General features: G+C 55.0%; 21 protein-coding genes and 2 pseudogenes. 14 read left to right on the forward strand and 9 right to left on the reverse strand.

Going from position 1 to position 26,178, the window contains the following annotated elements; genetic code table 11:
• Window positions 1-167 precede the first annotated feature (167 nt).
• Window positions 168-602 (forward strand): cupin domain-containing protein, encoded by a 435-nt coding sequence (locus ABF990_RS02000; protein ID WP_415500223.1) that lies wholly within the window; start codon window positions 168-170, stop codon window positions 600-602.
• Here the strand turns inward: ABF990_RS02000 and ABF990_RS02005 are convergent.
• A pseudogene (locus ABF990_RS02005) lies at window positions 587-1,141 on the reverse strand (glycoside hydrolase family 68 protein); the annotation flags it as partial. The gene ABF990_RS02000 and the pseudogene ABF990_RS02005 overlap by 16 nt on opposite strands.
• A gap of 813 nt (window positions 1,142-1,954) precedes the next feature.
• Window positions 1,955-2,440 carry an Lrp/AsnC family transcriptional regulator gene (locus ABF990_RS02010; protein WP_415490191.1) on the reverse strand — a complete coding sequence of 162 codons (486 nt, stop codon included), beginning with the start codon at window positions 2,438-2,440 and terminating at the stop codon, window positions 1,955-1,957.
• 215 nt (window positions 2,441-2,655) lie between these two features.
• On the opposite strand from ABF990_RS02010, the gene ABF990_RS02015 reads away from it, so the two are divergent.
• Window positions 2,656-3,567, forward strand: coding sequence for a DMT family transporter (locus tag ABF990_RS02015; protein ID WP_415490192.1), 912 nt, complete (start codon window positions 2,656-2,658; stop codon window positions 3,565-3,567).
• A gap of 388 nt (window positions 3,568-3,955) precedes the next feature.
• Here the strand turns inward: ABF990_RS02015 and ABF990_RS02020 are convergent, their stop codons facing one another.
• From ABF990_RS02020 to ABF990_RS02045, 6 genes are all read right to left on the reverse strand, one after another.
• Window positions 3,956-6,238: a TonB-dependent receptor domain-containing protein gene (locus tag ABF990_RS02020; RefSeq protein ID WP_415490193.1), complete on the reverse strand. Its 2,283-nt coding sequence runs from the start codon at window positions 6,236-6,238 to the stop codon at window positions 3,956-3,958.
• A gap of 279 nt (window positions 6,239-6,517) precedes the next feature.
• Window positions 6,518-8,122, reverse strand: coding sequence for a dipeptide ABC transporter ATP-binding protein (locus ABF990_RS02025; RefSeq protein ID WP_415490194.1), 1,605 nt, complete (start codon window positions 8,120-8,122; stop codon window positions 6,518-6,520).
• Window positions 8,119-8,988: an ABC transporter permease gene (locus ABF990_RS02030; RefSeq protein WP_415490195.1), complete on the reverse strand. Its 870-nt coding sequence runs from the start codon at window positions 8,986-8,988 to the stop codon at window positions 8,119-8,121. Before ABF990_RS02030 ends, ABF990_RS02025 begins: the two co-directional genes overlap by 4 nt.
• Window positions 8,985-9,998, reverse strand: coding sequence for an ABC transporter permease (locus ABF990_RS02035; RefSeq protein WP_415490196.1), 1,014 nt, complete (start codon window positions 9,996-9,998; stop codon window positions 8,985-8,987). Before ABF990_RS02035 ends, ABF990_RS02030 begins: the two co-directional genes overlap by 4 nt.
• On the reverse strand, window positions 9,995-11,383 hold the full coding sequence (locus ABF990_RS02040) for an ABC transporter substrate-binding protein (protein ID WP_415500224.1): 1,389 nt from the start codon (window positions 11,381-11,383) through the stop codon (window positions 9,995-9,997). The genes ABF990_RS02035 and ABF990_RS02040 overlap by 4 nt, the downstream gene beginning before the upstream one ends.
• Before the next feature lie 182 nt (window positions 11,384-11,565).
• Window positions 11,566-12,561 (reverse strand): LysR substrate-binding domain-containing protein, encoded by a 996-nt coding sequence (locus ABF990_RS02045; protein ID WP_415490198.1) that lies wholly within the window; start codon window positions 12,559-12,561, stop codon window positions 11,566-11,568.
• Between the two features lie 277 nt (window positions 12,562-12,838).
• Here ABF990_RS02045 and ABF990_RS02050 point away from each other — a divergent pair, with 277 nt between their 5' ends.
• The 7 genes from ABF990_RS02050 to ABF990_RS02080 all read left to right on the forward strand — a co-directional run bounded on the left by ABF990_RS02050 (window position 12,839) and on the right by ABF990_RS02080 (window position 20,936).
• Window positions 12,839-14,098, forward strand: a complete 1,260-nt coding sequence (locus ABF990_RS02050; RefSeq protein ID WP_415500225.1) for an aromatic ring-hydroxylating oxygenase subunit alpha — start codon at window positions 12,839-12,841, stop codon at window positions 14,096-14,098.
• A gap of 3 nt (window positions 14,099-14,101) precedes the next feature.
• Window positions 14,102-15,358: an aminotransferase class I/II-fold pyridoxal phosphate-dependent enzyme gene (locus tag ABF990_RS02055; protein WP_415500226.1), complete on the forward strand. Its 1,257-nt coding sequence runs from the start codon at window positions 14,102-14,104 to the stop codon at window positions 15,356-15,358.
• Between the two features lie 3 nt (window positions 15,359-15,361).
• Window positions 15,362-16,927 carry an FAD-dependent oxidoreductase gene (locus ABF990_RS02060; protein ID WP_415500227.1) on the forward strand — a complete coding sequence of 522 codons (1,566 nt, stop codon included), beginning with the start codon at window positions 15,362-15,364 and terminating at the stop codon, window positions 16,925-16,927.
• 2 nt (window positions 16,928-16,929) lie between these two features.
• Entirely contained in the window at window positions 16,930-18,135 is a 1,206-nt protein-coding gene (locus ABF990_RS02065; protein ID WP_415500228.1) for an NAD(P)/FAD-dependent oxidoreductase, read from the forward strand.
• A 21-nt stretch (window positions 18,136-18,156) separates the two neighbouring features.
• A complete protein-coding gene (locus ABF990_RS02070) occupies window positions 18,157-19,278 on the forward strand; it encodes an NAD(P)/FAD-dependent oxidoreductase (protein ID WP_415490203.1) in 1,122 nt (373 codons plus the stop codon).
• A gap of 114 nt (window positions 19,279-19,392) precedes the next feature.
• The gene (locus tag ABF990_RS02075; RefSeq protein ID WP_415490204.1) at window positions 19,393-19,713 is read left to right on the forward strand and encodes a 2Fe-2S iron-sulfur cluster-binding protein; all 321 of its coding nucleotides are present in this window, start codon (window positions 19,393-19,395) and stop codon (window positions 19,711-19,713) included.
• A 5-nt stretch (window positions 19,714-19,718) separates the two neighbouring features.
• Window positions 19,719-20,936, forward strand: a complete 1,218-nt coding sequence (locus ABF990_RS02080) for an NAD(P)/FAD-dependent oxidoreductase (protein WP_415500229.1) — start codon at window positions 19,719-19,721, stop codon at window positions 20,934-20,936.
• 128 nt (window positions 20,937-21,064) lie between these two features.
• Here ABF990_RS02080 and ABF990_RS02085 read toward each other — a convergent pair whose 3' ends face one another.
• A complete protein-coding gene (locus tag ABF990_RS02085; RefSeq protein WP_415490206.1) occupies window positions 21,065-22,261 on the reverse strand; it encodes an FAD-dependent monooxygenase in 1,197 nt (398 codons plus the stop codon).
• A gap of 55 nt (window positions 22,262-22,316) precedes the next feature.
• On the opposite strand from ABF990_RS02085, the gene ABF990_RS02090 reads away from it, so the two are divergent.
• The 5 genes and pseudogenes from ABF990_RS02090 (at window position 22,317) to ABF990_RS02110 (ending at window position 25,933) form a co-directional block, all read left to right on the forward strand.
• Window positions 22,317-22,943, forward strand: coding sequence for a TetR/AcrR family transcriptional regulator (locus ABF990_RS02090; RefSeq protein WP_415500231.1), 627 nt, complete (start codon window positions 22,317-22,319; stop codon window positions 22,941-22,943).
• Window positions 22,944-23,054: 111 nt separating this feature from the next.
• Window positions 23,055-23,813 (forward strand): annotated as a pseudogene (locus ABF990_RS02095) (IS5 family transposase).
• A 317-nt stretch (window positions 23,814-24,130) separates the two neighbouring features.
• Complete coding sequence (locus ABF990_RS02100) at window positions 24,131-24,745, forward strand: YceI family protein (RefSeq protein WP_415490209.1); 615 nt, start codon at window positions 24,131-24,133, stop codon at window positions 24,743-24,745.
• Window positions 24,746-24,749: 4 nt separating this feature from the next.
• Window positions 24,750-25,370 (forward strand): cytochrome b, encoded by a 621-nt coding sequence (locus tag ABF990_RS02105; protein ID WP_415490210.1) that lies wholly within the window; start codon window positions 24,750-24,752, stop codon window positions 25,368-25,370.
• A complete protein-coding gene (locus tag ABF990_RS02110) occupies window positions 25,367-25,933 on the forward strand; it encodes a YceI family protein (RefSeq protein WP_415490211.1) in 567 nt (188 codons plus the stop codon). Before ABF990_RS02105 ends, ABF990_RS02110 begins: the two co-directional genes overlap by 4 nt.
• The last annotated feature ends 245 nt before the right edge of the window (window positions 25,934-26,178 follow it).

A 26,178-nucleotide genomic window follows, 5' to 3' on the forward strand; every position in this document is an offset into this window, starting at 1 on the left:
AAGCCCTGACAGCGATGCTGAGTGTCTGGGGCCGATCGAACAGGTTTTAGAAATTTCGTTCGACCGCATTGCCCTTTTGGCCGATATTGGAGAGCAACTATGACAATGGGCGGTTTTGGCGGCTTATTTCTTCCAGTTCGACGCTTGCAGTAGAAGGCAAAATGGATATGACCGCGCAGGACATCATTAACCAGCTCGCACTGACTCCCCACCCGGAGGGCGGTTGGTATCGCGAAACATGGCGTGGCCGGCATGATGGCGGTGATGAGCGAGGGCATGCATCGTTAATCTATTACCTGCTTGAGCGAGGCCAACGCTCGCACTGGCATAAAATAGACGCGACCGAGATCTGGCTGCATCAGGCTGGCGGCGCGCTGCGCCTGCATACATGGTCTGGCGGCAATGTGACCACGCGCCGTCTTGGAACCGATATTACTGAAGGTGACGTGCTTCAGGCCTGTGTCGAACCGGGTGAGTGGCAGGCAGCGGACACTGACGCAGCATGGGTGCTGGTGAGTTGCATGGTCGCGCCGGGCTTTACGTTTTCGGGTTTCGAAATGGCTCCCCCAGGATGGGAACCCGGTCACCCGGCCCGACGATAAAAATAGCCTATACGCGCGTGCGTATGCCGGTCATCGAAACCGTAGCCCGCATTCTTGTCAGCGGCCAGACAGAAAATAACCTCCCACCCGTTATAGCTGAACTGGTCTGCGCGCTTGTCAATCAGGATCCAAGTGTCTCATATCCATACATCAGGATTGATAGTGGGGAAATCCGCCGGAATATCGGGCATGATCAACTGCGCGGGCAGAGAATTGCCCCCCACCGCGACAGCGGTGCTGGAATGCGCTTTGATCTGCAACGCATCCGCCTGGGTCCAACGCGCGGTAAACGTTCCATCCGGGGCGTAAGAGCGCTGTGTATGGATGGTGGGCAGGGCGAAGCCCGGCACCCCGGCCAGGGATCGTCCGGGGAACATCCGTCCGCCCCGTGGCATCATACCCGGACGGGGAGACACGCGCGTAGCCTCCCGCCGGGCATCCTGGGTTTGCTGCGCAAAAGCGGGGGCCGCGACGGAGGCAAGTAATGTGCCTGCTAAGGCGGCAACAAGTATTGACGTTTTCTGGTGTGTTTTCAGCATGTCAACCTCCTGACATATAACAGGTTTCCAGCAGGACAGCACAGTGGATCAGCCCCGTTACAACACCTGCTTTCGTGCTGGAATGCCGACCGTCGTGCTTGTGGTGACCTTACGAAATCACACGTTATTCAAATATGTCAAATTCAATTTAATAATTAATTAACTGCAATATATGAACTTTATTGGTAATTTATACTGTTTGAATTTCAATTTACAATAAATGTAAAAATTTATACTTAAATAAAAATGCTGCTACAAACCCCATATAACCTTCGTGTCTCTTGGTATTGTCTGGTATAATATTTTATAAATTTCAGTATAAACCGAGAAAATACATCACTGTAACCGTATTGACTCCCATAACTTTGCTACAAAATTCTGCTTTATGTCTTGTATTTCACCTTCAAGCCCGACGGTTGGCAACGCGCTACGCACCCACTTTATTCAGTTACACAAAATTCGGCATTGTGTCGTGCACGCAGGACTCTATCAGGCTCTGACGCATTGATGGTCTGGCATAGACAATATGTGCCATCGCCCGTGACAGGATATCAGATAAACGATTTGTAGGACTGGATGGCCGAATTGTATAGGCCGTTTATTGCCTGTGTCTCCTGAATAGTCTTCTGTCTAATTCATATAAATGCCGCTTTCAGATGGAGAATGGGCAATACAATACTGTCAAATAGCCACCTCCCGGCATGGTAAACGCAGCAGGCTGGCAGACGGCCCGGTAGTTATCCGGAACCGGGATATGGCCCAACATACTCTCGCTTCGGTCTTATAAAAACGACGCTCTATTTTTCTGAAACCTCATGGTCGTTCAAGGTGCTTTACGGGAAGTGCTGTTGTATATTTGACCTGATCCAGCGCAAAACTGGAGCGTATGCTGGACACACCAGGAATTTGCGTCAGAACCTCCAGCATGAATTCCTGGTAGCGGACCAGATTTTCAATCACGACCCGGAGCAAAAAATCCGCCTCCCCTGTCATGAGATAACATTCCATGACTTCCGGCCTAGCCTGAACCGCTTGCGTAAACACTTCCAGCGACTGTTTATCCTGCTGACGGAGCGACACATGCACAAAGACGTTGACGGCTAAGCCGACCTTGAGCGGATCAACCAGCAACACAGTGCCCTTGAACACGCCCTGTGCTTTCATATCCGCGACCCTGCGCCAGCATGGTGACGGTGACAGGCCGACACGTTCAGCCAGTTCAGCATTGCTGACTTCGGCGTTTTCCTGAAGAATCTCAAGTATCTTCAGGCTTGCGGTATCAAAGCGTATTGGCTGCATGGAATAAATTATCCTAAATTTTCACATATTTCAGAATAATTTGCCTTATTCTGGAGCATTCTCAATATATTGGAAATTATTTTTCTCTGGAAATCAATAGAATATGCCTTCTTGCCTCGCCACGAGATCGCACAATGTTGTCAAATCCTCATCAGCCGACACGCGTCACTCCACCAGCCACCACCTGTGCTGCCACATTCGTCTGGTTGGGCGTTATGGTCCTGCTTTGGGGCGTGAGCTGGCCGGTGACAAAGCTTGCTCTCGCGTCGATATCTCCCTTATGGCTTGCGTCAATTCGCTTTGGGAGCGCAGGGCTCTGCCTGTTTGGATTCGTGTGGTGGCGGGGGCAGCTTGGCCGCCCACCATTGGCCGACTGGCCGATAGTCGCAACCATGGGATTCCTCCAGATGATGACGTTTACGGGGCTTGGTATGATCGCCATGACGCGTACCGATACCAGTCACGCAGTACTGTTGGCCTATACAACCCCGCTATGGGGCGTCCTGGTATCCTGGCTGGCGTTGCGACAGACACCGACACGCATGCAGATTCTAGCATTGGTGGTAGGGCTGTCGGGCACAATGCTGATCTGTTCCCCGCTGGAAATGGACTGGAACACTCCGGGCACCATCATGGGAAGTGCCTTCCTGCTGATCGGGGCGGTTGCCTGGGCCGTAACGATCTTCCATATCCGTCACCACCAATGGCACACATCTCCCCTGGCTCTCGCACCATGGCAGATGATGCTGGCGGCCATTCCACTGGCTGTATTCGCCTGGATGACCGAAGGTGCTCCGGTTTTGACGATATTGGACTGGCATATTTGCGCGATGTTGCTCTTCATCGGGCCGGTGGCAACGTCCGTATGCTTTGTCATCTCCGCCGAACAGGGGCGCAGACTATCCGTTTTCGCCATGTCCAATTTTACGTTAGGCGTACCATTGGTGGGAGTAGCATCGTCCTGGTTTTTTCTGGGAAACCACCTGACCGGGCTGTTTGCAATCGGTCTGGCACTTGTTCTTCTGGGCGCCATCCTCGCCGCAGCGAGCGGAAGGTCACACCCCACACCTTCGATTGCCCGCGCAAAGCAATGCAGGCAGGAAAAGATATCTTCGGCTTCCGTCTAAGCAGCCTGAGGGGTTTATTGCGCGCCCATTAGGCGGAAAAATGGGCTCAGTCATTCTCTATGCATTTGCCTTTAATCTGTCTGTAAAAAACCACCGTGTGCCTCCAGCCCGATATACCTGGAGCATACCGAAACTACTTACGTCGACGTCCTTGATACTTGATAGAGAATTTTCACGGGCAAGGCGCAGTGATTATACATTGTGGTCAACAGCGATCGCTATCGTGCCTGCAAATACTCAAGGTATTAAAAGTCTTACTCAATTAACATATATAAAAATTCTGAGATGAAAAACGGTCGTCTGATCAAAAATCAAACGACCGTCACCGACGTATAAAAAGCAAATACAGCTATGTAGAGCACTGGTCTCGAATATTCTTTCTAATAGATCAAAAATCGACAGAGACGGTTCCAAAAAACTGCCGTGGCGCACCCGGCATGATTGTCTGGTAATCCCCTTGGGACGGATTTCCTTCCTCCCCCATTGTTGCAACATATTGGATATTTGTCAGATTGTAGACATTGAACTGGAATGAAAGATTATTGGCAAAGCCGATGCGCCCTAAATCATAACGGGCACCAAGCGACGTAAGCCAATACCCATGTACTTTGGCTGTGTTCATGTAGTCTATATAGCGGTGTCCGAGATAATTGACATCCAGATGAGTGCTGAATTTTTTCCATGACCAGGACAGAGTGCTCTTATACATCAACTGCGGCATGTTCGGGATGGCCTTGCCCCGGACATGATATGTCACGCCTTGAACGCTGTAGTTATTTTCCAGAACCGATCTGTTATAACTGAGACTGTTATAAACAGATAATGTCTTGATCCAGTCAACGGAGGATTTTCTGAAGGGTGTGAGAGTGCCGCTTACTTCAACACCATTGGTCTGCACGCTGCCCACATTCTGCAAACGTGAAAACGTATTTGCGATGGAGCCGTAAGATAGAGCCTGCTGCCGATTGGAAAAATCAACCCGATAGACTGTTAGAAGCCCGACAAAGTAAGGGGATGTATAGCGGTAGCCCCCTTCATAGACCCAGTCGGTTTCAGGGTGCAGTGCACTCTTCGTCTCGTTGAAATCAGCCTGTGTGGGGACAGACCAGGGCGACCCAAGCTGATACCCGGCGGGAACATAGGTGCGCATGTTTTTTGAAATATCAAAAAACAGTTCATGCTGCGGCAGAAAGCGCCAGCGCCCGCTGAACTGTGGCAAAAATGCCTTAGCTGCGGTCATGGACCCCGACGGCAACGTGCTTTCGCTACTATAGAGAGCGTTATTGGCCGTAATCCGATCATACGTATTGGAATAAAGGGACCGGAAACCAGCCTGAAGGGTAATATTGGGCGTAACCTTGAATGTATCCTGCAAATGAAACTGGAATGTATTGGTATGAAACTGATAGCCCCATGGCTCGGCAAAGGCATTTTGCGGCGCAGCCGATGGCTCAGGGGTCACACCTTCGCTTAACAGTGGAGCGTTAAAATAATATCGGTTCTGGCTGAAAGCATTGTTCTCGTACCACACGCCCCCGTCGATTGTATGACGACCGAGTATGTAGGAAAGTGACGACAGAAATCCGTAACGCTGGTTTTGCGGCGTTGTCGTTCTTATTACCAGAGGAGCCCCGTTTGGCGAGGCAACATAGGGATTCCACCATGTGCTCAACCCGCTTTCACCCGAGCCATAAACAACGGTTTTGGACCGCAGATGATCGGTCAACGCCATATTGAACGTGATACCGGAAAGGAAATTCCTGCGGATGGCGTTGCCTGCGTAATAGGACACATCCATCGGGTCGTTGGTCCGGTTTTCTCCATGCGTAAACTGCCCAAGAGCCGCATTATACGCGGCTGCGTAATCGGGGGCATAATTATCGACCCGTTGCCCAAGTGTATTGAGAATATTCAGGGATAGATCCTGATAATCCACCTGCCTGGTCTGGCTCCAGTCGAAGTACGTCGAAATTGAACTCCGTTCTCCTATGGGCTGCACGAGTTTAAAATTAACCTGATCGCCATCATTTCCGCCATAACCTTTCCATTTTTCGAGTGTCGTATGGGTGTAGGCGATCAGAAACTTTGTACCACTCTCGTTAAGCTTGCCGCTATTGAAACGCGCAAAGGTGCGGAACGTATCGTTGCTGCCGAATGTTTGCTGGATCGTGCCGCCCATTTTATCGCTCGGGTCAGCAGTATACATCTGAATTGCGCCACCAAGGGCGCTGGTGGCGGCGACATTCAGTGCGCCCGCACCCTGGGAGACACTGGCCGAGCCCACGTTTTCGCTGATAACCGCTGCGGTCTGGGGTAAGCCGTTCCATGCACCAAACGATTGATCCCCAAGGGGGATGTCGTCCAGCGTGAACCCGATCTGGGACTGATTGAAGCCACGAATATAAAGACTGATGGAAAATTCATACGCGCCAAACGGATCAGCCGACTGGAAATTGACACCAGGCAACTGATTGAGGGCTTTAAGAACACTGGTTCCAGGCGCTGATCGCTGGATCATTTTCGCAGACACGGTTGTCATCTGGCGGGCCGAGCCCCCACCGAAAACCGAGATTGATTCCGACTGTTCCGAAATTTTTGGGCTGGGCTGTTTCGTCTGGGCCGGCAGTTTTTGCCTTACTGCCGAAACAGGCCGGGCATGGGCATGATCCACTGTGTCAGATCCAGCATCGCGAGCGGTTGCCGCGTGAGCGCAGATCGGCGTACTTAAAACCAGGAGCGATACACCACTCCTGAGGACCGCACTCCGTCGCATGACAGTCTCCCCTGCAATTTCATCGATTTCTAATACCCAGCCGCTTTACGAACATCTGGGACGATACGATATCGAAACATAATTAACAGGATTTGTGGTTCATCAAGCCAATATGAAAACTATATCGCCCTATCTGTTTTCGTTAACGTCAAAAAGGGTGTGTCCAATTCCCCGCTATCAGCATGCCGCCGCGCCGGCCCTGTGAAGTTTCTGTCCTGGACGCGCGGCCAGTAAGATACGCGTGTAATCATGGGCGGGTGCAGTCAATACAGATGTGGCTTTGCCGTATTCTACAATCTGACCGTGTCGCATGACTGCGACGTTATCGGCAATTTCCAGGGCAACACGCAGATCATGGGTGATGAAAATGATGGTCATATCCTGCTCCCGCCGGAGACGCGCCAGTATTTTGAGCACCTGCTGCTGCATCGATGCATCAAGTGCCGCAACACTTTCGTCCGCGATCAGAATACGGGGGCGGAGTGCCAGCGCGCGCGCTATGCCGATACGCTGTCGCTGTCCGCCAGAAAACGCATTGGCCCGGCGGTCGAGCGCGTCTTGTCCAAGGCCTACCATTTCCAGCAACGAGACAGCCTGTTTTTGTGCCTCTATACGTGACAGATCGGCTAATTGCCCTGCCCTCACGAGAGTCTGCCTGACCGTCCGATGTGGATTGAGTGCCCCGTAAGGGTCCTGAAAGACCATCTGTACCAGCCGTCGGCTACGCCTGAGTTCCATACCGCCCAGTTGCGCGAAATCCAACCCGTCTACCACGATCTGACCGTCATCGGGTTCGATCAATCGCATGAGGCAGCGTGCGAGGGTACTTTTGCCTGAGCCTGACTCACCCACGACCACAAGACTTTGACCCGGTTGAAGGTCGAAACTGATTGAATCAAGAGCCTTGTAATGGCCGTAATATTTTGAAAGCTTCCTGACTGATATTGCTGGGTAGTGTTGTGCCGGTGGCGGCATCTGTTCTGGTACCTTGCCTTGCGGTAACGCATCCAGCAACCCCCGGGTATAGGCTTCACGGGGGTTATACAGCACGTCGTCAGCTCCTCCCTGCTCTATAATCTGTCCGCTTTTCATGACAACGACGCGATCGGCAATATCGGCGACAACCCCCAGATCATGCGTGATAAATATGATCGCATGGTTATGATGATCGCGCAGTTCGCAAATCAGGTTAAGGATCTGTGCCTGGGTGGTTGCGTCCAGAGCGGTTGTTGGTTCATCCGCGATCAACAGAACGGGATCTAGTGCCAGAGCCATCGCAATCACGACACGCTGGCACTGTCCCCCCGAGAGTTCGTGCGGCAGCCGCGCCCCAATTCCTTCAGGGTCGGGAAGGTTGACATCGTTAAGAAGTTTCAGGACGCGCGCTTTCTTTTGCTCGGTCGTCATTTCAGGACGATGAATTGAAAGAACCTCGATAATTTGTTGGCCAATACAGATCGATGGATTCAGTGCCGACATGGGCTCCTGAAAAATCATGGCTATGGTGTTCCCACGCATTGCTCGCAGATTTTCCTCATCCATCTCGACAATGTTCCTGCCCTGAAACAGGATCTGTCCTGCACTTACGGGAAGCTGAGGGGGCAGCGCTCCCATGATCGCCTCGGACAAAACGGATTTACCCGAGCCGGATTCCCCTACGACACACACGATTTCGCCGCGGGTCACGCTCATGTTTAAATTACGGACAGCGTATTTCCGGCCAGACCCGGCTGGAAGCGCCACGCTGAGATTATGGACCGTAAGGACGGGCACATCTTTCATGACGGCATTTCCGCCAGGGCTCCATCGCCATTCAGATTGTCGATCAACACTGAAAGGCTGAGCATGAGGGATGAAATCGCCAGGCAGGGAAAAATGATCAGGTGAGGAAAGGCTATCGCCATGGCGCGTCCGTCATTGATCATTCCGCCCCAATCCGGTGCCGGCGGAGGCAGGCCGAGGCCAAGAAAGCCGAGCAGACCGATCATAATGGCGGTGTAGCCAAGGCGCAGGCAACCATCCACCACAATTGGTCCCATGACGTTTGGCAACAGTTCGGCGCCCAGGATACGGAACAGAGATTCGCCCTGTGTCTGCGAGATAAGGACATAATCCTTCCGGCTTTCTTTCATGACCAGTGCGCGCACGACCCTGAAAACCGACGGCGATGTGGCAAAAATAACGGCCAGAACAATATTGGCGCCGGACGGACCAAGCCGTACTACGACCAGCAGGTATAATACCAATATAGGAAATGACAGCATCATATTGGCGATAAACGACAGAAGACGATCAGCCTGACCACGCAGGTAACCGGCGCCCAGCCCGCAGGTAATACCAATGACATAAGCACAGAATGTTGCGAGTGATGACCACAGTATGACGGGTTGCGCCCCCCAGATCAGACGGGACAGAATATCGCGGCCGATCATGTCGGTACCCAGTACATGCAGGCCCCACGGATCGAATTGCAGCGGGAGCAGTAAAGGCGAAAAACTTTTGAGTGGATTGTACGGCGCCACAAGTGGTGCGGCCACCGCGCATAATAGCCAGAAAGCAAGAACACACAGCGACAGCCACCCTGACCACCTCAGGCGACGGCGCCAGGACATCAGAACATGCAACCCCGAGAGCATCTGCGGTTTCATAATACAGCATCCCTCGTATTAGTAACGGCGGGTAGCTCTGTGCTTTTACGACGATACGGCAACAGCACCGAACGCTGACGTGGATCGAGCAATGCTGTCGCCAGTTCGGACAGCAGCTGTGATGTGGTGACAACTGCGACACTGAGCATGGCGCATGCTTCTATGACCGGGAAATCGCTGTTCAGCGCGCCGTCGTAAAGAAGAGACCCGAAGCCCCGATAGCCGAAAAAGACCTCCACTACAATCACACCAGACATAAGCCATGGGATCTGCAGCATAATAACCGTCAGCGGCGCGGAGAGGGCATTACGGACAACATGCCTCAGCACAATATAGGAATAGTCGGCTCCTTTGAGACGCGCCGTCCGGACATAAGGCCGACCCATTTCGACACTGATTGCAGCGCGTGTAATCCGTATGACATATCCGGATGAATAAAGAACGAGAACTGCCACGGGCAACGCGAACTGCCGCAGGTTGAACCCGTCGGTCATTGTGCTGGCACCGGGTAGCCACTGTAGGCCGACAACAAAAATTGCCGACAGAAATGAACAACTGGCATAATCCGGGATAGATGTCGTTATAATTGCCATAACGGAAATAACCCTGTCAGTGCGCCGACCTGCCATGATCCCTGACAGAATACCCAGCCCGAGGCCCAGCGGCACCATGAACAGCAGAACCAGAAAAGCCAGCAATGCCGTCGCGCCAAGACGTTGCAGTACCAGAGAGAGAACCGGAACACGATAATGCGTCGAAAAACCCCAGTCACCGATTAGAAAACCACTGAACCACCGCCAGTAACGCAGAAAAAAGCCGTCATCATAACCATTCTGATGCAACCAGATTACCCGTTGTCCATCGGTTGAGAACGCTCCGAGGACCTTGACGGCAACAGTGCCGGAATCGAGTTCAAGTACTGCGTAAAGCAGGAGCGAGACCGCGAGCATTGTCAGCACCGCAGCCCGGACACGCGTCAGGCAGAAACCGATCAGGGGGTGCATTTTCATGAGAGCACCACACGGGTAAAATCAAAGCAGTCACCGGGATCTAGCCTGTAGTTCGCCACCCGTGACGAGACAGCCGTGAATTTTTTCTGCCAGAAGGGCTGTACTATAACCGCGTTGTTTTGCAGAATTCTTTCCGCCTTCGTCATCGCTTCACGGCAACGCTGTGGATCGACTGTGCTCATGGCAATATCCAGTGCAGCATCGAACGCAGGGTCTGCCATGCGTGTCTCGTTCCATGCGGCGCCACTCCGATAGGCAAGATCAAGCTGAATCATGCCTAGTGGTCTTTGGGTCCAATATGTCAGGCCAAAAGGAATCTTGCTCCAGATCGCCTTGTATTCGCTTGCAGGGAGAATGTTCAGATTAATGCGAATACCGGCCTCTGCCACACTTTGCTGCATGATCTGGGCCGTATTCTGCTCCCATAGTCCCTGGGTGTTGCCAAGGGCTAATGTCAACTCAATTCCATCGGCATAGCCTGCTTGGGCAAGAAGGTGCCGTGCCTGCCGGACATCCCGCCGCGCAGGAGGGACAGGGCCATAATCACGTTGAAATGGTGCGACATGGCAGTTTGCGCCAATTATGCCCGCGCCTCCGTAACCCAGTCTCAACATTGCGGTATTGTCGGACGCAAGCTGAATGGCGCGCCTTATCCGTGGGTCATCAAACGGCTTCTGGTCAACACGGGTTCTGATACAGCAGGTCTGGGCTGCAACAGTTTCGATTATTCTGATTCCTGGCAGGCTGCGTGCAAGTGGCAGATCGGCCTCGCCAATCTGGTATAAAATATCAACCTGACCGTCAGCCAGTGCGGCGAGCTGGGTCGACGGTGTCTGCCCAAGATCAATGAAACGAAGTACGTCAGGTCCGGGGGCCGTTCCCCAGTATCCGGCGCGGCGCTCCAGCCGGGCTTCGTCATCCACATAGAACGCGGTCAGGGTATATGGCCCCGTGCCAATCGGGTTAGCGCTCCAGGGCTGGCCCGATGTCGGAAAAGACCGGTGGAGCATTGGGCAGGTAATGCCGTACAGCATTTCCGGGAGCGACACCATCGGACGGTCCAGAAACAGACGAAAAGCATACGGCCCCGTAATTTCAATATGTCGGACAGAAGCAAAAGTTGTTTTGTTCACCGACAAAGAATTTGGCCCCAACCAGTGCGCAAATGTCGCCGCCACGTCACGCGTATCGAACCTGTCTCCGTTCGACCATGTTACATCCTCACGCAACACAAAGCTCCAGCAGCGTAGATCATCCGATGCGGACCAGTGCGCAGCGAGAGACGGCCGCACAATGCTGTCCGCGTCAATATGAACGAGATAGTCAAGAACGTTGCGAAACACGTTGGCAGCTTCGAAGTAATTTCCGACACTGGGATCGTCCATTTCCAGGATACTGCATGCAATGCGCAGCACCTGCCGCCGTGGGGCGGCGGCAAACGCTTGCGTGGCGCCGCCCAGGCCCAATATTGCCAGCATTTGCATGGCATCCCGACGCGCAAGGTATCCGCCATAGACACGCTTCCGCAAATCATGCGCTATGTCATGTCGCCAGTCGGCTTTCATGCTCATGGTTCCGGCCAGATGGGCCCTGATCTGCCCGACGAGAGTTGCGGTTTTGTCGGTCCCAAGCAGGTGCGCTCCACACTTTCGGCATGGCGCACTAGGTCCTGACAGCGCTCGACCATCCAGTTCCGGAACGCCATACAGGCCGGATCGGCAAGGTCTTCCGCATGAAGACTTAAAAAATAGCCATGTCCTTCCTCCATCAGTGCCGCACCCATACCCACCAGGCGCCCGGCAGCTATGTCCTCGGACAACATCACGATATCGCTCAGGGTAATGCCACCGTTTGACATTGCATATTGCGAGGACAGTTCTTCTGTTTCAAATGCAAGCCCCCGCTGGGTGTCGACCTGCAGGCCGGTATTGCGGCAATAGGTAGTCCAGTAGGCATTTCGGGGTTCGCCCGGCAGCCTGACATGCAGGATTTCGTGTTGTCCGAAAAATTCATCAAGCGTTTCGTCGCCCCTTTTCGCGCCAATTTCGGGTGCGCATAGGGGTGTAAGGCGAATCATCCACAAAAGATCCGTGACCGTATATCGAATATGCGGCCTGTCGAAAATGACCGCGATATCCACCTCCCCCTGTGGTAGTCCGTCCGTATTGGATGAGGTCAGATCTATAACGATCTCGGGATACTGCGCATTGAAAGAACGGATCAGGCCAAGGCCGACTCGCCTGAGAAACGTAGGCGGCATATGGACCTTGAGTGTCCGGCGCTGCTGGGAACGTCCACGCATGACGCGGTCAAGCTGCGCTTCAATACGGTCGAATGAGCGGCTGACTGTCGGCAATAATGCAGCCCCTTCTTCCGTCAGTTCCAGAGCATGTGGCTTGCGGATGAAAAGCGGCGCGCCGATCAGGTCCTCAAGCATCTGGACATGCCGACTGACCGCGCTCTGTGAAACGCTTAGCGCCTGTGCGCCAGCCGTAAAGCTGAGAAGACGCCCGACCGATTCAAATGCACGCAGTGCATTCAGCGGAAGCCATCGCCTGGTCAATATTCCGCTCCCTGTTTCAGGGCGCCGAACCTGCAAAGCAGTCTCGGCCAGCATGATTCCGGATGATGGTACAAAGGTAACACACCAGATTCCCCGCTCAACAAGCTCAAACTCGTTGCAGATACGTTACTTATGGACCAGGCCATTCTGCAATCAAGAAAAATAGATAGCGCTATGAGCAAATACGATTTGCGTCCCCCCCCTGCTCTCATGCCATCGTGACCGGGCGACAGGCTGTGTCGCAACCGTTCAGCACCCAAATGTAACGAGGCAGCGTATGCTCAGCACCGACACGACAGGAATGAGTGTGCAGGAACGCATTCTCTCCCTTCTGGACGAAAGAAAGCCAGGATTCAGCCTGCCGCAGGAATTCTATACCGATCCCGACATCCTGACTTTCGATTTTGAAGCGGTTTACATGCGTTCATGGCTTCTGTTCGGTTTTGAAGTCGAAATGCCCGAACCGGGATCTTACCGGGCCATGACCATATTGCGGACGCCGCTGATCGTTATCAGGGGCCAGGACGGCGTGCTCAGGGGATTTTTCAATTCCTGCCGCCATCGCGGCGCACAGATCATGCCCGACGGATGTGGCAAGAGCCGCCGTCTGTTATGCCCCTACCACCAGTGGATGTACGACGACACGGGCGCGCTCAGGGCTGCCGGCAAAATGCCGGCTGACTTCGACCGCTCGCAATACGGGCTGCGCCCGATCCATGTTCGCACCATTGCAGGCACAGTCTATATCTGCATGGCGGAAAACCCTCCGGAATTCCAGTCTTTCCATGACGCACTGGCTCCGCTTCTCGCACCGCATCGGCTACAGGAGGCCAAAGTGGCGGCCGACCTGACCTTGATCGAGAAAGGCAACTGGAAGCTGGTCATGGAAAACGGTCGGGAGTGTTATCATTGCGCTGCCCGCCACCCCGAACTGTCTGTCACATTCCCTATTGATGCCCGCGCTCATTTTGAAGCCGATGGTGAGGATCATACAACGCGTTTCGAGAGACGGATGCAGGCGGCGGGGATTCCAGTCGGGCCTGTCGATGGCGGCTGGTGGCAGGCTGTGCGCTTTCCGCTGACACCAGGGCACGTCTCCATGACGATCGATGGCAAGCCCTGTGTCAGCAAGCCAATGGTGGAAGCCGAGGGCGGAGACGTCGGGTCCTTGCGCTGGGCGTCCGAGCCGCACAGCTTCGCGCATGCGCTTGGCGATTTTACCTTCATGTTTTCCGCCCTGCCAATCGGGCCGGAAGAAACACTCGTGGTCGCGAAATGGCTCGTTCACAAGGATGCCGAAGAGGGTATTGACTATACGCGCGAAGGTCTTATCGAACTCTGGAACGCGACCAACCTCCAGGACCGCGACCTTGTGGAAAACAACCAGCGCGGTGTCAATTCCACCGGGTACCTTCCCGGTCCCTACTGTGAAAGAAGCGAGGCACTGGCGCTGAGGTTCACAGACTGGTATTGCAGGACCATCAGCGACTATCTCCAGCCCGAGCCCCGGCAGCGGCTTCAGATTGTCGGCGGCTGATACATGATCAACAACAAGCCCGTCCTTCGTCCCGAGACCCTGACGGTCGGGTACGGCTACGATCCGAACGATCACATGCGGGCGGCGAAACCGCCCATTTATCTGACCTCGACCTTCACCTATCCGGATGCCGAGACAGCCCTGCGCGCGCATGACGCTTATGCCGCAGGTAATGTCGCCGCCGAAAACGGCGGGTTTGTCTATGCCCGCCTGGACCATCCGAACCTGGTCATGTTGCAGGACCGTCTTGCGGCGCTTGATCATGCGGCGGCGTGTGCTGTTTTTAACAGTGGCATGTCGGCGCTGGCCACCATCATGCTGACATGCCTGCGCCCTGGTGACGCGCTTTTGCATACAACACCGATCTATGGTGGCACACATGCGCTGATGAACACGCTGCTGCTCCCGGTGCAGGACATCCAGCCTTTTCCCCTACCACCCACAGCCAGCGAAAGCGACCTTATCGCCACAGCCACCGCCGCAATGAAACATGGTCCCGTAGGTATTATTCTGGCTGAAACGCCCGCCAATCCCACCTGTTCCATTACGGATATGGCAGGTCTGGTCCGACTGGCCGACACAATCGAACTGCGTCAGGGACGACGCCCCCTTGTGGTGGTGGACAATACTTTTCTCGGTCCATTGCTCCAGAATCCGCTTGAACATGGCGCAGATCTGACAATGACGTCGCTGACGAAATATGCTGGTGGGCACAGCGACGTTCTGGCTGGAAGCGTGAGTGGCAGTTTTTGCCTTGTTGAAAAGCTGCGCAAGACGCGTACGCTGCTTGGCACGCATCTGGATGCCCATGGCTGCTGGATGCTGCTGCGCTCGCTGGAAACACTTTCCGTAAGGACCGAACGAGCACAGAAAAATGCCGAAGCGATAGCACGTTTTCTTGCTACTCACCCGGCGGTGGAGGCTGTGACATGGCCAGGTCTTCTACCCCTGGACTCCCCAACCCGCAGGGTTTTTGAACAGCAATGTTCGGGTGCGGGCTCAACGTTCTCGTTCTCGGTCAAGGGGGGGCGCGAAGAAGCCTTTCTTGTTCTGAACGCCCTAAAAATTCCCCGACTTGCCGTCAGTCTGGGCGGGACCGAAACGCTTGTCTGTCACCCTGCGACCACGACGCATCATGCCGTGCCACGCGAACGCCTTTATGAGACGGGTATCAGCGAGGGAACTGTCAGGATCTCCGTTGGCATCGAGCACCAAGACGATCTTATTGCCGACTTTAAGCAGGCGCTTTCCAGGATCTGAAATATGACTGAAACTCCTTCGATCGACCCCAACTCCGCTTACGGAAAATTTCCTGTTCCGGATCAGTGCGTCGATGTTCTGGTTGTCGGTGCTGGACCCGCGGGAATTGCCGCCGCCATGACGGCCGCGCAGGCGGGCTTTTCCGTTATGCTGGTGGAGGAAACACCTGTCAGTGGCGAACTGATCGGCCTGGATGTGCCATTTTTTTTTGGCGGGCGCGCGGCCGCAAGCGTGCAGAACCAGATGCGCATGGTAGAACAGATCATGCAGGCGCGTCCCGGCATTGCCGATGCTTTTGAAGCCGGGGTGGACGTGCAGCTCGGCACAGCCGTATGGGGCCTTTGGACCGGTGCTACAGGCCAGAATGTCGTCCCGATGCCGGTTGCTGGCCTGGCGACGGAAGAACGCACATGGCTAGTCGGCTTTGCGCATGTCATCGTGGCATCGGGGACGCGCGATCTCGTTTTTTCATTTCCCGGATCGGACACGGCTGGTGTCATGGGGGCACGCGCATTCAGGTCCCTGCTGAGTGATTACAATGCCTTCAACGGACGTCGTCTGATCATTCTGGGAACAGGTGTTGTGGCAACGCAAACCGCCACACTCGCGCTGGACACCGGTCTGGCTGTTGCAGCCATGATCGAAATCCGCAATGTGCCTCAGGCACCGGACACGCTCATTGCCCCGCTCATTGCCCGTGGTGTCGAGATCATGTGCAACACGGTCCCGCTTGCCGCCCTCAGCACGCCGGAAGGGCTACGCGCCCTGCAAGTAGGTTCCACATCCGGTATAATGACTGAAACGCGGGAAATCGCTTGCGACACGGTTGTTATTGCCGTGGGGGAAGTTCCATCTGTTGAACTGCTGGACGTCGCTGGTGTGCCCCTTGTCATGGACCCGGCGCGGGGCGGGTATGTTCCGGTTTGCGACGGACAGGGCATAACACCGGTCCCGGAAATTCTGGTCGCAGGTTCAGTGACCGGCCTAGCCGCAGATCCTGCTGCGCAGGGACAGGCGGCCGCGCTGGCTGCTGCCGGTTCCCGTGGTGACGCACCGTCCGGCATACCTGCGGGTGTCGATTACAGCTACCGCATGGACTGGATGCGTACCCTGCTGGATAATGGCGCGCAGGATACGCTCGCATGCACCTGCGAGGAAATTACCCGCCAGGCTCTGCTGGACGTAGCACCCCCGCATTATTTGGGCTGCAGCGGAGGACGCATTGCACGGCGTTCCCTTGCAACACTGCTTCAGGACGGACCACCGGACCACGATCAGCTCAAGCGGTTGACCCGGGTTTCCATGGGGCCATGTCAGGCACGGCGCTGCCGCGAGCAGATTGCCATGATGATCGCCCTGTCATCAGGCGTCGATATGACACAGGTGCCGCTGGCCGGTTACCGCATTCCTGTCCGCCCGCTGACGCTACGTGCCATGGCGGCAATGGACGACCCCGATACCCATAATGGCTGGCATGTCTGGTTCGGCATTCCCACGCAGTGGGTTCCCTATGCCGATGTAGGCACCCCTCGCGAGGCAGAACGCCTTGGCGAAGATACGCATCTGTGAGCATGAGCAACATGACTGAAGAAAAACCACATCTCGTTCGGCAGGCGATTCAGCTTCCCGCAGGTGCGTCAGTGGTTGTAATCGGTGCTGGCGTTACCGGCTTGAGTGCCGCATGGTGGCTGGCGCGGGACGGTGTCGACGTTGTGGTGATCGACAAAGGCATTGTGGGGGCCGAGGCCTCCAGCCGCAATGGTGGGGGAGCTACGCATTACCAGAGCCCGCTGTTTCTGGAAGAGCAGCGGCTGTGGCCCATGATGGATGACCTGCTTGGCTACCCAACCGAGTATCGGCCCGACCGAATCATTTTTGCCACCAACCCGATACATCTGCGCAGCTATGCCCGTATTGCCGAAAACATCCGTAACCTTGGCTTCAAGGTGACGGATCTCGACAGCAAGGTGGTCAGGGAACTTGTGCCCCTGGCGGGGCGGGACAACCTTGGCGGCATATACGTTCATACAGGCGGCCAGGCCAACCCGCAGCGCACGGTGCAGGCTTATGCATGGGCGGCCCAGGACTTGGGTGCCCGTATTTTCCAGCATATGCCAGCGCTGCGTATCGAAACAGCCGGAGGTCGGGCGGTAAGCGTCGTCACGCCCTCCGGCACGATCGGGTGCGATCACGTTGTCATTGCCGCGGGCCCACAGTCCGAGGCTCTGGCCCGCGATGTCGGGCTATTCATGCCGCTTGCCGCCGCCAGAGCGGAAATGATCGTGACCGAAGCCGTGCCGCTCATGAAAATTGGCGGTGTCGACGGTAACGGTCTGTATGGGCGTCAGACATTGCGCGGCAATCTTGCCTATGGTGGTGGCTGGCATGAATGGCTGCCCGAACAGCCCCTGACAGGCAAGGTCTCCCGACCGTCCACCCCGACAGTGCAGCATCTTGCCCTGCGGGTCGCGCAGCTTTTTCCTGGTGCGGCCCATTTGCGGGTTATCCGCGCCTGGGCAGGAATTGTGGAAAACACGCCAGATGGCCGCCCCGTGCTTGATCGTCCGACAGGACCGGGCAATGTGACTGTTGCCAGCATGTCGGGTGTCGGTTTTGGCCTTTCTCCCGCCGTGGGGCATGCCCTGCGCGATCTTGTAACCGAGGGTCGCTGCACCTTTACCGACATCGATAAACTCTGCCTGTCACGCTTTGCAACACTGCGGCCGGACTGGCGATCTGAAAAAGGCTGGTTCACACCCGCAACCGTCACGGCATAATTTTCAAACGGAAAGACGACGATGCCTAAAGGAAAAATTCTTGTTGTCGGCGGTGGTATTGCTGGCATGTCATGCGCCTGGGCCCTGAACCGGCGCGGTTTCGATGTCGAACTTTTTGAGCAGGGTGAAATTCCTTACAACATCTCATCATCTTACGACGAACATCGTATTATCCGTCATGCTTACGGCGAAATGGAAGGATACGCCTATCTGATGCCACAGGCCTTTAACGTCTGGGACAAGATATGGCAGGATCTGGGCGCCAGGCATTTCGACCCCACGCCGGCAATCTATTTCATGAGAGGTGAGTCCGACTGGTACCCCGCCGTGCATCGGTCGCTGGCACGGATGGGTGTGCCCTGCGTCGATATTCCGCTATCTGATGTTGCGAACCTTTATCCGATGTTGCGCGAGGATGGGCTGACCCGCGTTGTCCGTACGGAAGGTGCGGGTATTCTCTTCCCGATCAGAATTCTTACCGATATGGCAGAATACCTGCCCACACGTGGTGTCCGCTTCCACCCCTACAGCAAGGTGGAAGAAGTGGATGTAAAAGCCGGGACGGTCAAAACCGCTAACGGTCTTTATCGTGGCGACAAGGTTGTGATCTGTGCTGGAGCCTGGGTCGACAGACTGGTGCCCGGTCTGCGCGGTATTGCGGTTCCGTCGCGCCAAGCCGTGCTGTTTCTAAGCCCACCGGCAGAATACGCGACTGCATGGAAAAACGCTCCTGTGCTTATTGATCTCGGTGAGGACAGTGGCACCTATACCCTGCCCGGTCGCCCTGGAACGCGCCTGAAAATTGGTGACCATCAGTTTTCACGCAGCGGAGACCCTGATGGAAACCGCACAGCCTCGGCAGCAGATATCGCCCGTCTTAAGGAGGCCGCCGCCAGAGCATGGAAAGATTTCGATCACTATACTCTTCTTGAACAGAAAGCCTGTTTCTATACGGTGACGGCCGATGAACGATTTATCGTCCGGCCGGAAGGGGAAAAAGCCTGGATTATCAGCGCATGCTCCGGTCATGGCTTCAAGCTCGCACCCCTTATGGCTGACCGGGTTGCCGCCGCCATTGCCGAGGAGATAGACCCCGCAGGCGTACAGGCCTGGGCAACCGGGCGCGATATCCCCGGTCTCTGAACTCCCGGCGCGTCAGCACCAATCATGCTGGGGCAAAATTGGCAACACGCCCCATTACCGGGGGCGTTTCCCCATTTGCCCGCGCCTGTATCACAAGCCACCGGGGAAAACTTGATGCCTTTGGTTACATTCATCCAGCCTGACGGCATATCCATGGCTATCGATGCGCCATTGGGGATGTCTGTCATGCAGGTCGCGACACAAAACGCTATCGCAGGCATCATCGGTGAATGCGGTGGCGCCTGCGCCTGCGCGACCTGTCATGTCCATATCGATCCGCCGTGGGTTGAACGCCTTCCTGCTCCCACCAGCCAGGAGAGCGAAATGCTGGAATTTTCTTCTGATGTAAAAGACAATTCCCGACTTGGCTGCCAGATCCGAATCACAGATGATCTTGATGGTCTGCTTGTCTATGTTCCTGCCTCTCAAGGGTGAGTGAAATGGCCAGTTCTGGTGTTGTTATTGTCGGAGCCGGTCATGCCGGTGGTTCGGCTGCGGCATTTCTACGTCTCGCGGGCTATACCAACCCTATAACGCTGGTCGGTGAAGGTAAGGAGCTACCTTATCTACGCCCTCCGCTCTCCAAGGGTTTTCTCACCGGCAGCACGCAAGCGGAGCATCTGCTCCTTAAAACGGAAGAGTTTTATTCCAGCAATAGCATTACACTGCGCCTTGGGTCTGCCTGCGTGGCAGTCGACCCTGCTGCAAAATTCATTACTCTGGCTGACGGAACACAACTGGCGTACGACAAACTTGTTCTTGCCTGCGGCAGCACCCCAAGCCGCATTCCTGTTCTCAATGCCCGAAATACCCATGTACTAGCCAGCCTGCACGACGCAGTCCGACTAAAAAACAGACTCAAGGCCAGAAACAGGCTCTTTGTCGTCGGCGGGGGATATGTCGGCCTGGAAGCGGCAGCCACGGCCCGCATTGCCGGTTTGCATGTTACCGTGGTGGAGCAGCAGGAACGCATACTGGCCCGCGTCGCAAGCCCTGTAATTGCTGCGCATATATCCGAGATGCACAGGCAGCATGGGAATGATATTCGCACTGGCGTTTCCGTCACGCAGGCTGAGCGCTCAGACGTCGATACCATCACAACTGTTGAACTGTCCGACGGCACCAGGCTGGAGGTTGACGACATTCTGGTAGGAATAGGCGCGACGCCGGCTCTGACCTTCGCTCGTCATGCAGGGTTAGTCTGTAATGCAGGCATTGATGTAGACGAAAACTGCCGGACGTCGGACCCGGATATTTTTGCAATAGGCGACATGACCCGCCGTCCCCTTTCCGATGGTCGGCAGATGCGGCTCGAAAGTGTTCAAAACGCCTTGGAGCAGGCGCGTCGAGTGGCCGCGGAATTAACCGGTCATCCCCTGCCCACCCCCGAAACTCCCTGGTTCTGGTCGGACCAGTTCGGGGCGAAGTTACAGATCGCTGGCGTCAAAAAACCTGGCCTTAGAACTGTTCGGCGTTTTTTTCCTGATAAGGAACGCCTATCGGTTCTGCATTTACTTGAAGGTCGCCTGATCTGCGCCGAAACCGTCAATGCTGCTCAGGATTTTATGGCTGCGCGTCACATTATTGGCCAATGCCTGTCAATTGATGAAAAAAAAGCCGTTGATCCTGATATACCCTTGAAATCATGTATTATTTAACAACGGGTACCTTTGTAATGCTTTGGCAGTAAAGGCCCTGACCTTCAGTTTTGTAATGCAAGACGACAAAACTATACGAGATGGAAACAACGATGATGGCATAAATTGTAGCGGGAAATCTCATTCGTTCAAGACGCGTTCTTGAACGGGTATTTTCTGGACCGCAGCAGGATCTGCCACAGGACGCGGCGTCCCCATAACGAAAAACGCGTGGAGGGAACGAACAACTGGGACCGTAGAGCGACAAACCTCTGATGCTTACGGACGAAGGGGCGCATTCTGGTCTCAAAAGCCGTCAGGGCAGCGTCGACATTGTTTGCATGGGCTGCAAGCGCCTCTCCTAATGCCCGGCCACCAATCATGCCTGCCGATGCCCCCATGCCTGAATACAGGGTCAGACACCATGCGGCGTCTCCAAGAAGCAGAACACGCCCTTTCGACCATCGAGGCATTTTGACCATCTGAACTGAATCAAACAGAAAATCGTCTGTATTCGCCAGATCTTCGAGGGCTCTGGAAATAATTCCGTCTACATCCAGATCAGCAAAGATCTGCCGCAGTGTCGCAAGTGGATCTCTGCTGGCTGGATCGACCGGGCTTCTGGTGCGATAGGAAAAAAGCGCGGTTGAGGGACGTCCTTCGAGCGGAAAGACCGTCAGGGCCCGCTTTATGTCCGCCACCATAAGCCCGTCCCCTGCGTCAAAGCCCGCGACAGGACGTGCCAGAGGGAAAGCGCACAACATCGTACCGAGTGGCCTAAAAAATACCTCATCCACGCCAAAAATCAGCTTGCGCACTGTAGAGCGTACCCCGTCCGCGCCGATAACGAGGTCGAAAGATTCGATAACGTCATGCCCTTTGTCAGACCGCAGAGTAACCTGTGTCTGTGTGTCGCCATTGACAATCGAAACCGGCTCTGTTCCAAAACGCACCTCGACTTTTCCGTCGACGCCCTGCCAGAGTGCTTCTTCAATATCGCCCCGCAGCACGGCAATTGGCGCATTCGTCTCCTGCGTCACATCGGCAATGCGCCTGCGGCTGCCATCCCTGCGCACATCCCAGAACCGGATACGTTCAGGTGTACGCTTTTCCATGACGTCCAGCACACCCAGTGCCTCGGCAGCCGTCTTTCCTTCCTCACGCAAGCCGATAAAATAACCACCTCTTCTGCGTTGGGAGGCGCGCTCGATGATAACAGGTGTCCACCCTTGACCGCGCAATGCAATGGCGGCGGACATGCCGCTGATGCCAAGACCTACGATCAGCGCCCGTTGTGTCATGTGCCTTTTCCCCCAAGGATGGCTTTTCTTATCTGAACGTTGCATAGATTAACAAATCGATCAATCTAAACGATGTTCAAATGCATATGCAGGTGCCGATATGAGTATGGTAGAACGTGACAACTATCATCATGGCGATCTGAAAATGGCGCTGATCATGGCGTCTGAAGCCCTCATTCGAGAAGACGGCGTTGAAGGATTTACACTCAGGAAAGCTGCCAGACGTGCCGGTGTATCCCCAGGTGCGCCGTCGCACCATTTCGACGGCACAAAAGGCCTGCTGACTGCGGTGGCTATACGGGTATTCGAACAACTTTATACTGAGTTGAGCATTCTCCCCTCATGCGGCGTTGCTGCAGTGGATCTGCGGACGCAGGCTGAGGGATATGTCACCTTTGCCGTACGCAATGCAGGCTTGTTCCGCCTGATCTGCCGTGTCGATCTCATTGACTGCAAAAATCCGGATTTCATACGCGCGTCCTATGACGCCCTGAAACGATATGGCAACGCAGCGGCGGCTTATTTCAGGCAGGAACCACCAGATCCTTCAAATCACGTATTTCGTCCTTACCTGGCCAGTGCACTGGCTATCGCACACGGGCTAGCCCATATGATTCTGGAAGGCAGGGCTGCTCTGCTGTTTGATACAGCCGATCCGTCGCAAACGTTTGTCGAAACAACTCTTCCAGCCGTTCTTCTGGCGGCATGGCCAGATCAGTCCGCCTAACAAGTATTCCATTTTATTATCTGCCACGATAGTGGGCCATAATATGGCTAGGCTCAGGACCCATTGATATGGACGGAAGGATGTGATTCAGGCTCCTTGAAGAGACTGAAGATGAGGGACCTGTATTGGCTGACGGACGAGCAGATGGATCGTCTGTGGTCCTTTTTCCCGAAGAGCCATGGCAAACCTCGCGTTGACGACCGTCGTGTGTTGAGCGGGATCATTTTCGTGAACCGAAATGGTCTGCTCTGGCGTGATGCTCCCCGGGAATACGGTCCACACAAGACGCTCTACAACCGCTGGAAGTGCTGGAGTGCTATGGGGATATTCATCTGCATGATGGAGGGACTGGCTACAGGCAAGGCAGAGCCTCAGACGATCATGATTGATGCGACCTATCTAAAGGCCCATCGCACGGCGTCAAGCCTGCGGTTAAAAAAGGGGGCCCAGGCCGTCTGATCCGGGCGGACCAAAGGCGGGATAAATACGAAGCTGCATGCCGTCGCCGACCGGAACGGACGTCCGCTCGACTTCTTTATGACAGCAGGTCAGGTCAGTGATTACACCGGTGCTGCTGCCCTTCTGGACGTTCTCCCACCAGCTGAATGGATGCTGGCAGACCGAGGCTATGACGCTGACTGGTTCAGGAAGGCCCTGGAGAAGAAAGGGATCAAACCCTGTATTCCTGGCCGAAAATCTCGTGGAAGACCGGTCAAATACGACAAACGGAAATACAAACGCCGCAACCGTATCGAGATCATGCTTGGCAGGCTCAAAGACTGGAGACGGGTCGCAACACGCTATGACAGATGCCCGACCGTCTTCTTCTCGGCAATCTGCCTCGCTGCAACCGTCTTGTTCTGGCCATGAGTCCTGAGCCTAGCTCATCACAGACATCCCTTTCATCCAGAGGAGTTCACACATTATCATCCGAGATCAATGCATTTATGATCTGACGTGACGCAATGAAAGAAACGACGAACATGCAGGAGATCGTAGTGCGCAGTTTTTCCGACCTTTCCTCACATCTATAAAAAATATGGAAACTATATGTTTCTATCGTTTTTATTTCTTGTCCAGGATTCCGGCGGTATTGAAGATCTTAGCAAAACAGCACACCCAATGCCGTGAGACGCATGATGCTGCTGTTTTTCAGACGAGTTCATGCTTAACCGGAGTATTACCACATGAAATACAACGTTCTTGCTCTCCCTGCTGCTGCCCTGGCTTTCAGCTTACTGGCGGGACCGGCATCCGCCCAAGTCGTGACCAGCGCCACGCAAGCCCAGTCCGGCACATATGTTGTTGAGCCGGGTCACACACAGGTCGGCTTCTCTGTCCTGCATTTCGGCTTCACCAACTATCTCGGCGTGTTCTCCAATGTTTCCGGCACGCTGAACTTTGATGCGAAAAATCCGGCTTCCTCGAAACTGTCCGTGACCATCCCAGTGAGCTCCGTGCAGACGACGAGCGCCAAGCTTGATGATGAGCTGAAGGGCGATCAGTGGTTCGACGCCGCGAAATTCCCCAATGCTACGTTTGAATCCACGTCCGTTCGTGTCACCGGCCGCAACGACGCGATCGTGACCGGCAACCTGACACTGCATGGTGTCACGAAGCCCGAAACCCTGAAAGTCCATTTCATCGGTGCTGGCGTGAACGCGCTGGACAAAAAATACACCACCGGGTTTGAAGCTACCGGCACCATCAAACGTAGCGACTTCGGCGTGAAGATGTATGTGCCTTACGTGTCTGACGATGTGCAGTTGCGCATTGCCGGCGCTTTCGAAAAGCAGGGCTGATATCATGCCCACGCCCGCACGCGCAGCGAGCGGGACCACGCGGTATTCCACGGTCGCGATCATCCTTCATTGGATGATCGCCCTGGGAATACTGACCCTGATCGTCATGGGTCTGGTCATGGACCATCTTCCCCTCGATACGATGCGCGTGTTCCAGCTCTACCAGTTGCACAAATCCATCGGCATCACCGTGATGTTTCTGATCACTTGTCGCATTGGGTGGCGTCTGACACATAGTGCCCCTGCCCTGCCCGCAGACATGCCACCACTGGAGAAAAAGGGAGCACATCTGGCGCATCTTGCGCTCTACGGATTGCAGGTTCTGCTGCCCCTGAGTGGCTGGGCAATGGTTTCGGTCTCGGTGCTGGGCATTCCGACCGTGCTGTTCGGAACAGTGCCATGGCCCGACCTTCCGGTGCTGTCGACCCTGCCTGACAAGGCGCCGGTGGAAGCTGCTCTGAAGGTGCTTCACCATTGGGCCGCATGGGGGCTTCTGGGGCTGATCATCCTGCACGTCGCCGCAGCCCTGCGGCACCGGTTCGTCCTGCATGACCGCGTCATGAATCAGATGCTGCCGTCTTTTGGCACGTCCTCCACACCTCGCCAGAAAGGAGAAACCTCATGAAGGCTCTTCACAAGTTTCTGTCAGTCGCCACAATAACTGGCCTCCTGCTCTCAACGCCGACCTTCGCCGCTGACTGGACGCTGGCGTCGGGCAACGGCACGCTGGGCTTCTCCGGCACCCAAACAGGCAAGGCGTTTGACGGTCATTTCGGAAAATATGATGGCACGATCTCCTTTGATCCGGCCCATCCTGAAGCCGGTCATGCGAAGATCACCATCGATATGGCCAGTGCCACAACAGGTGACAGCCAGCGTGACGGTGCACTGCCCGGTCACGACTGGTTTGACGTCAAGGCATTCCCTTCGGCTGTTTTCGACGTGAATGACTTCAAGAGCAAGGGTGGCAACACCTATGACGCCGAAGGCACTCTGACCATCAAAGGGGTAAGCAAACCCGTCACGCTTCCTCTTACCATCGACATCTCAGGCTCCGCCCTGCATGCCAAGGGCCATCTCCCGCTTGTCCGTTCCGCGTTCAACGTTGGTATCGGCCCCTGGGCCACGGGTCAATGGGTTGCGCTCGAAGTGGGCGTGGATGTCGATGTCACGGCGCATGGAGGCTGAAACACCAGATGCACCACGTAGGCCCATCTGGTCTGGCATCCCTGCCCTTATGTGCCGAAAAACGTCGCCAAACTGCTTCATTCCAAAATGGAACAGAATATACCCGTTTGCAACAACCAACGAATCATCCGGTTATGATGTCATCACTATCGGTGCCACCACCCGCTTTGGCCGCCCTCCAGCCCGGATGGCGAACGTGTGGGATCAGGCGGGCTGTAAGGCAGAAACCGCTTTCATTTGTTACT

It is taken from the genome of Acetobacter sp. (genome assembly GCF_047723915.1).
In the GTDB taxonomy this organism is placed as follows: Bacteria; Pseudomonadota; Alphaproteobacteria; order Acetobacterales; family Acetobacteraceae; genus Acetobacter.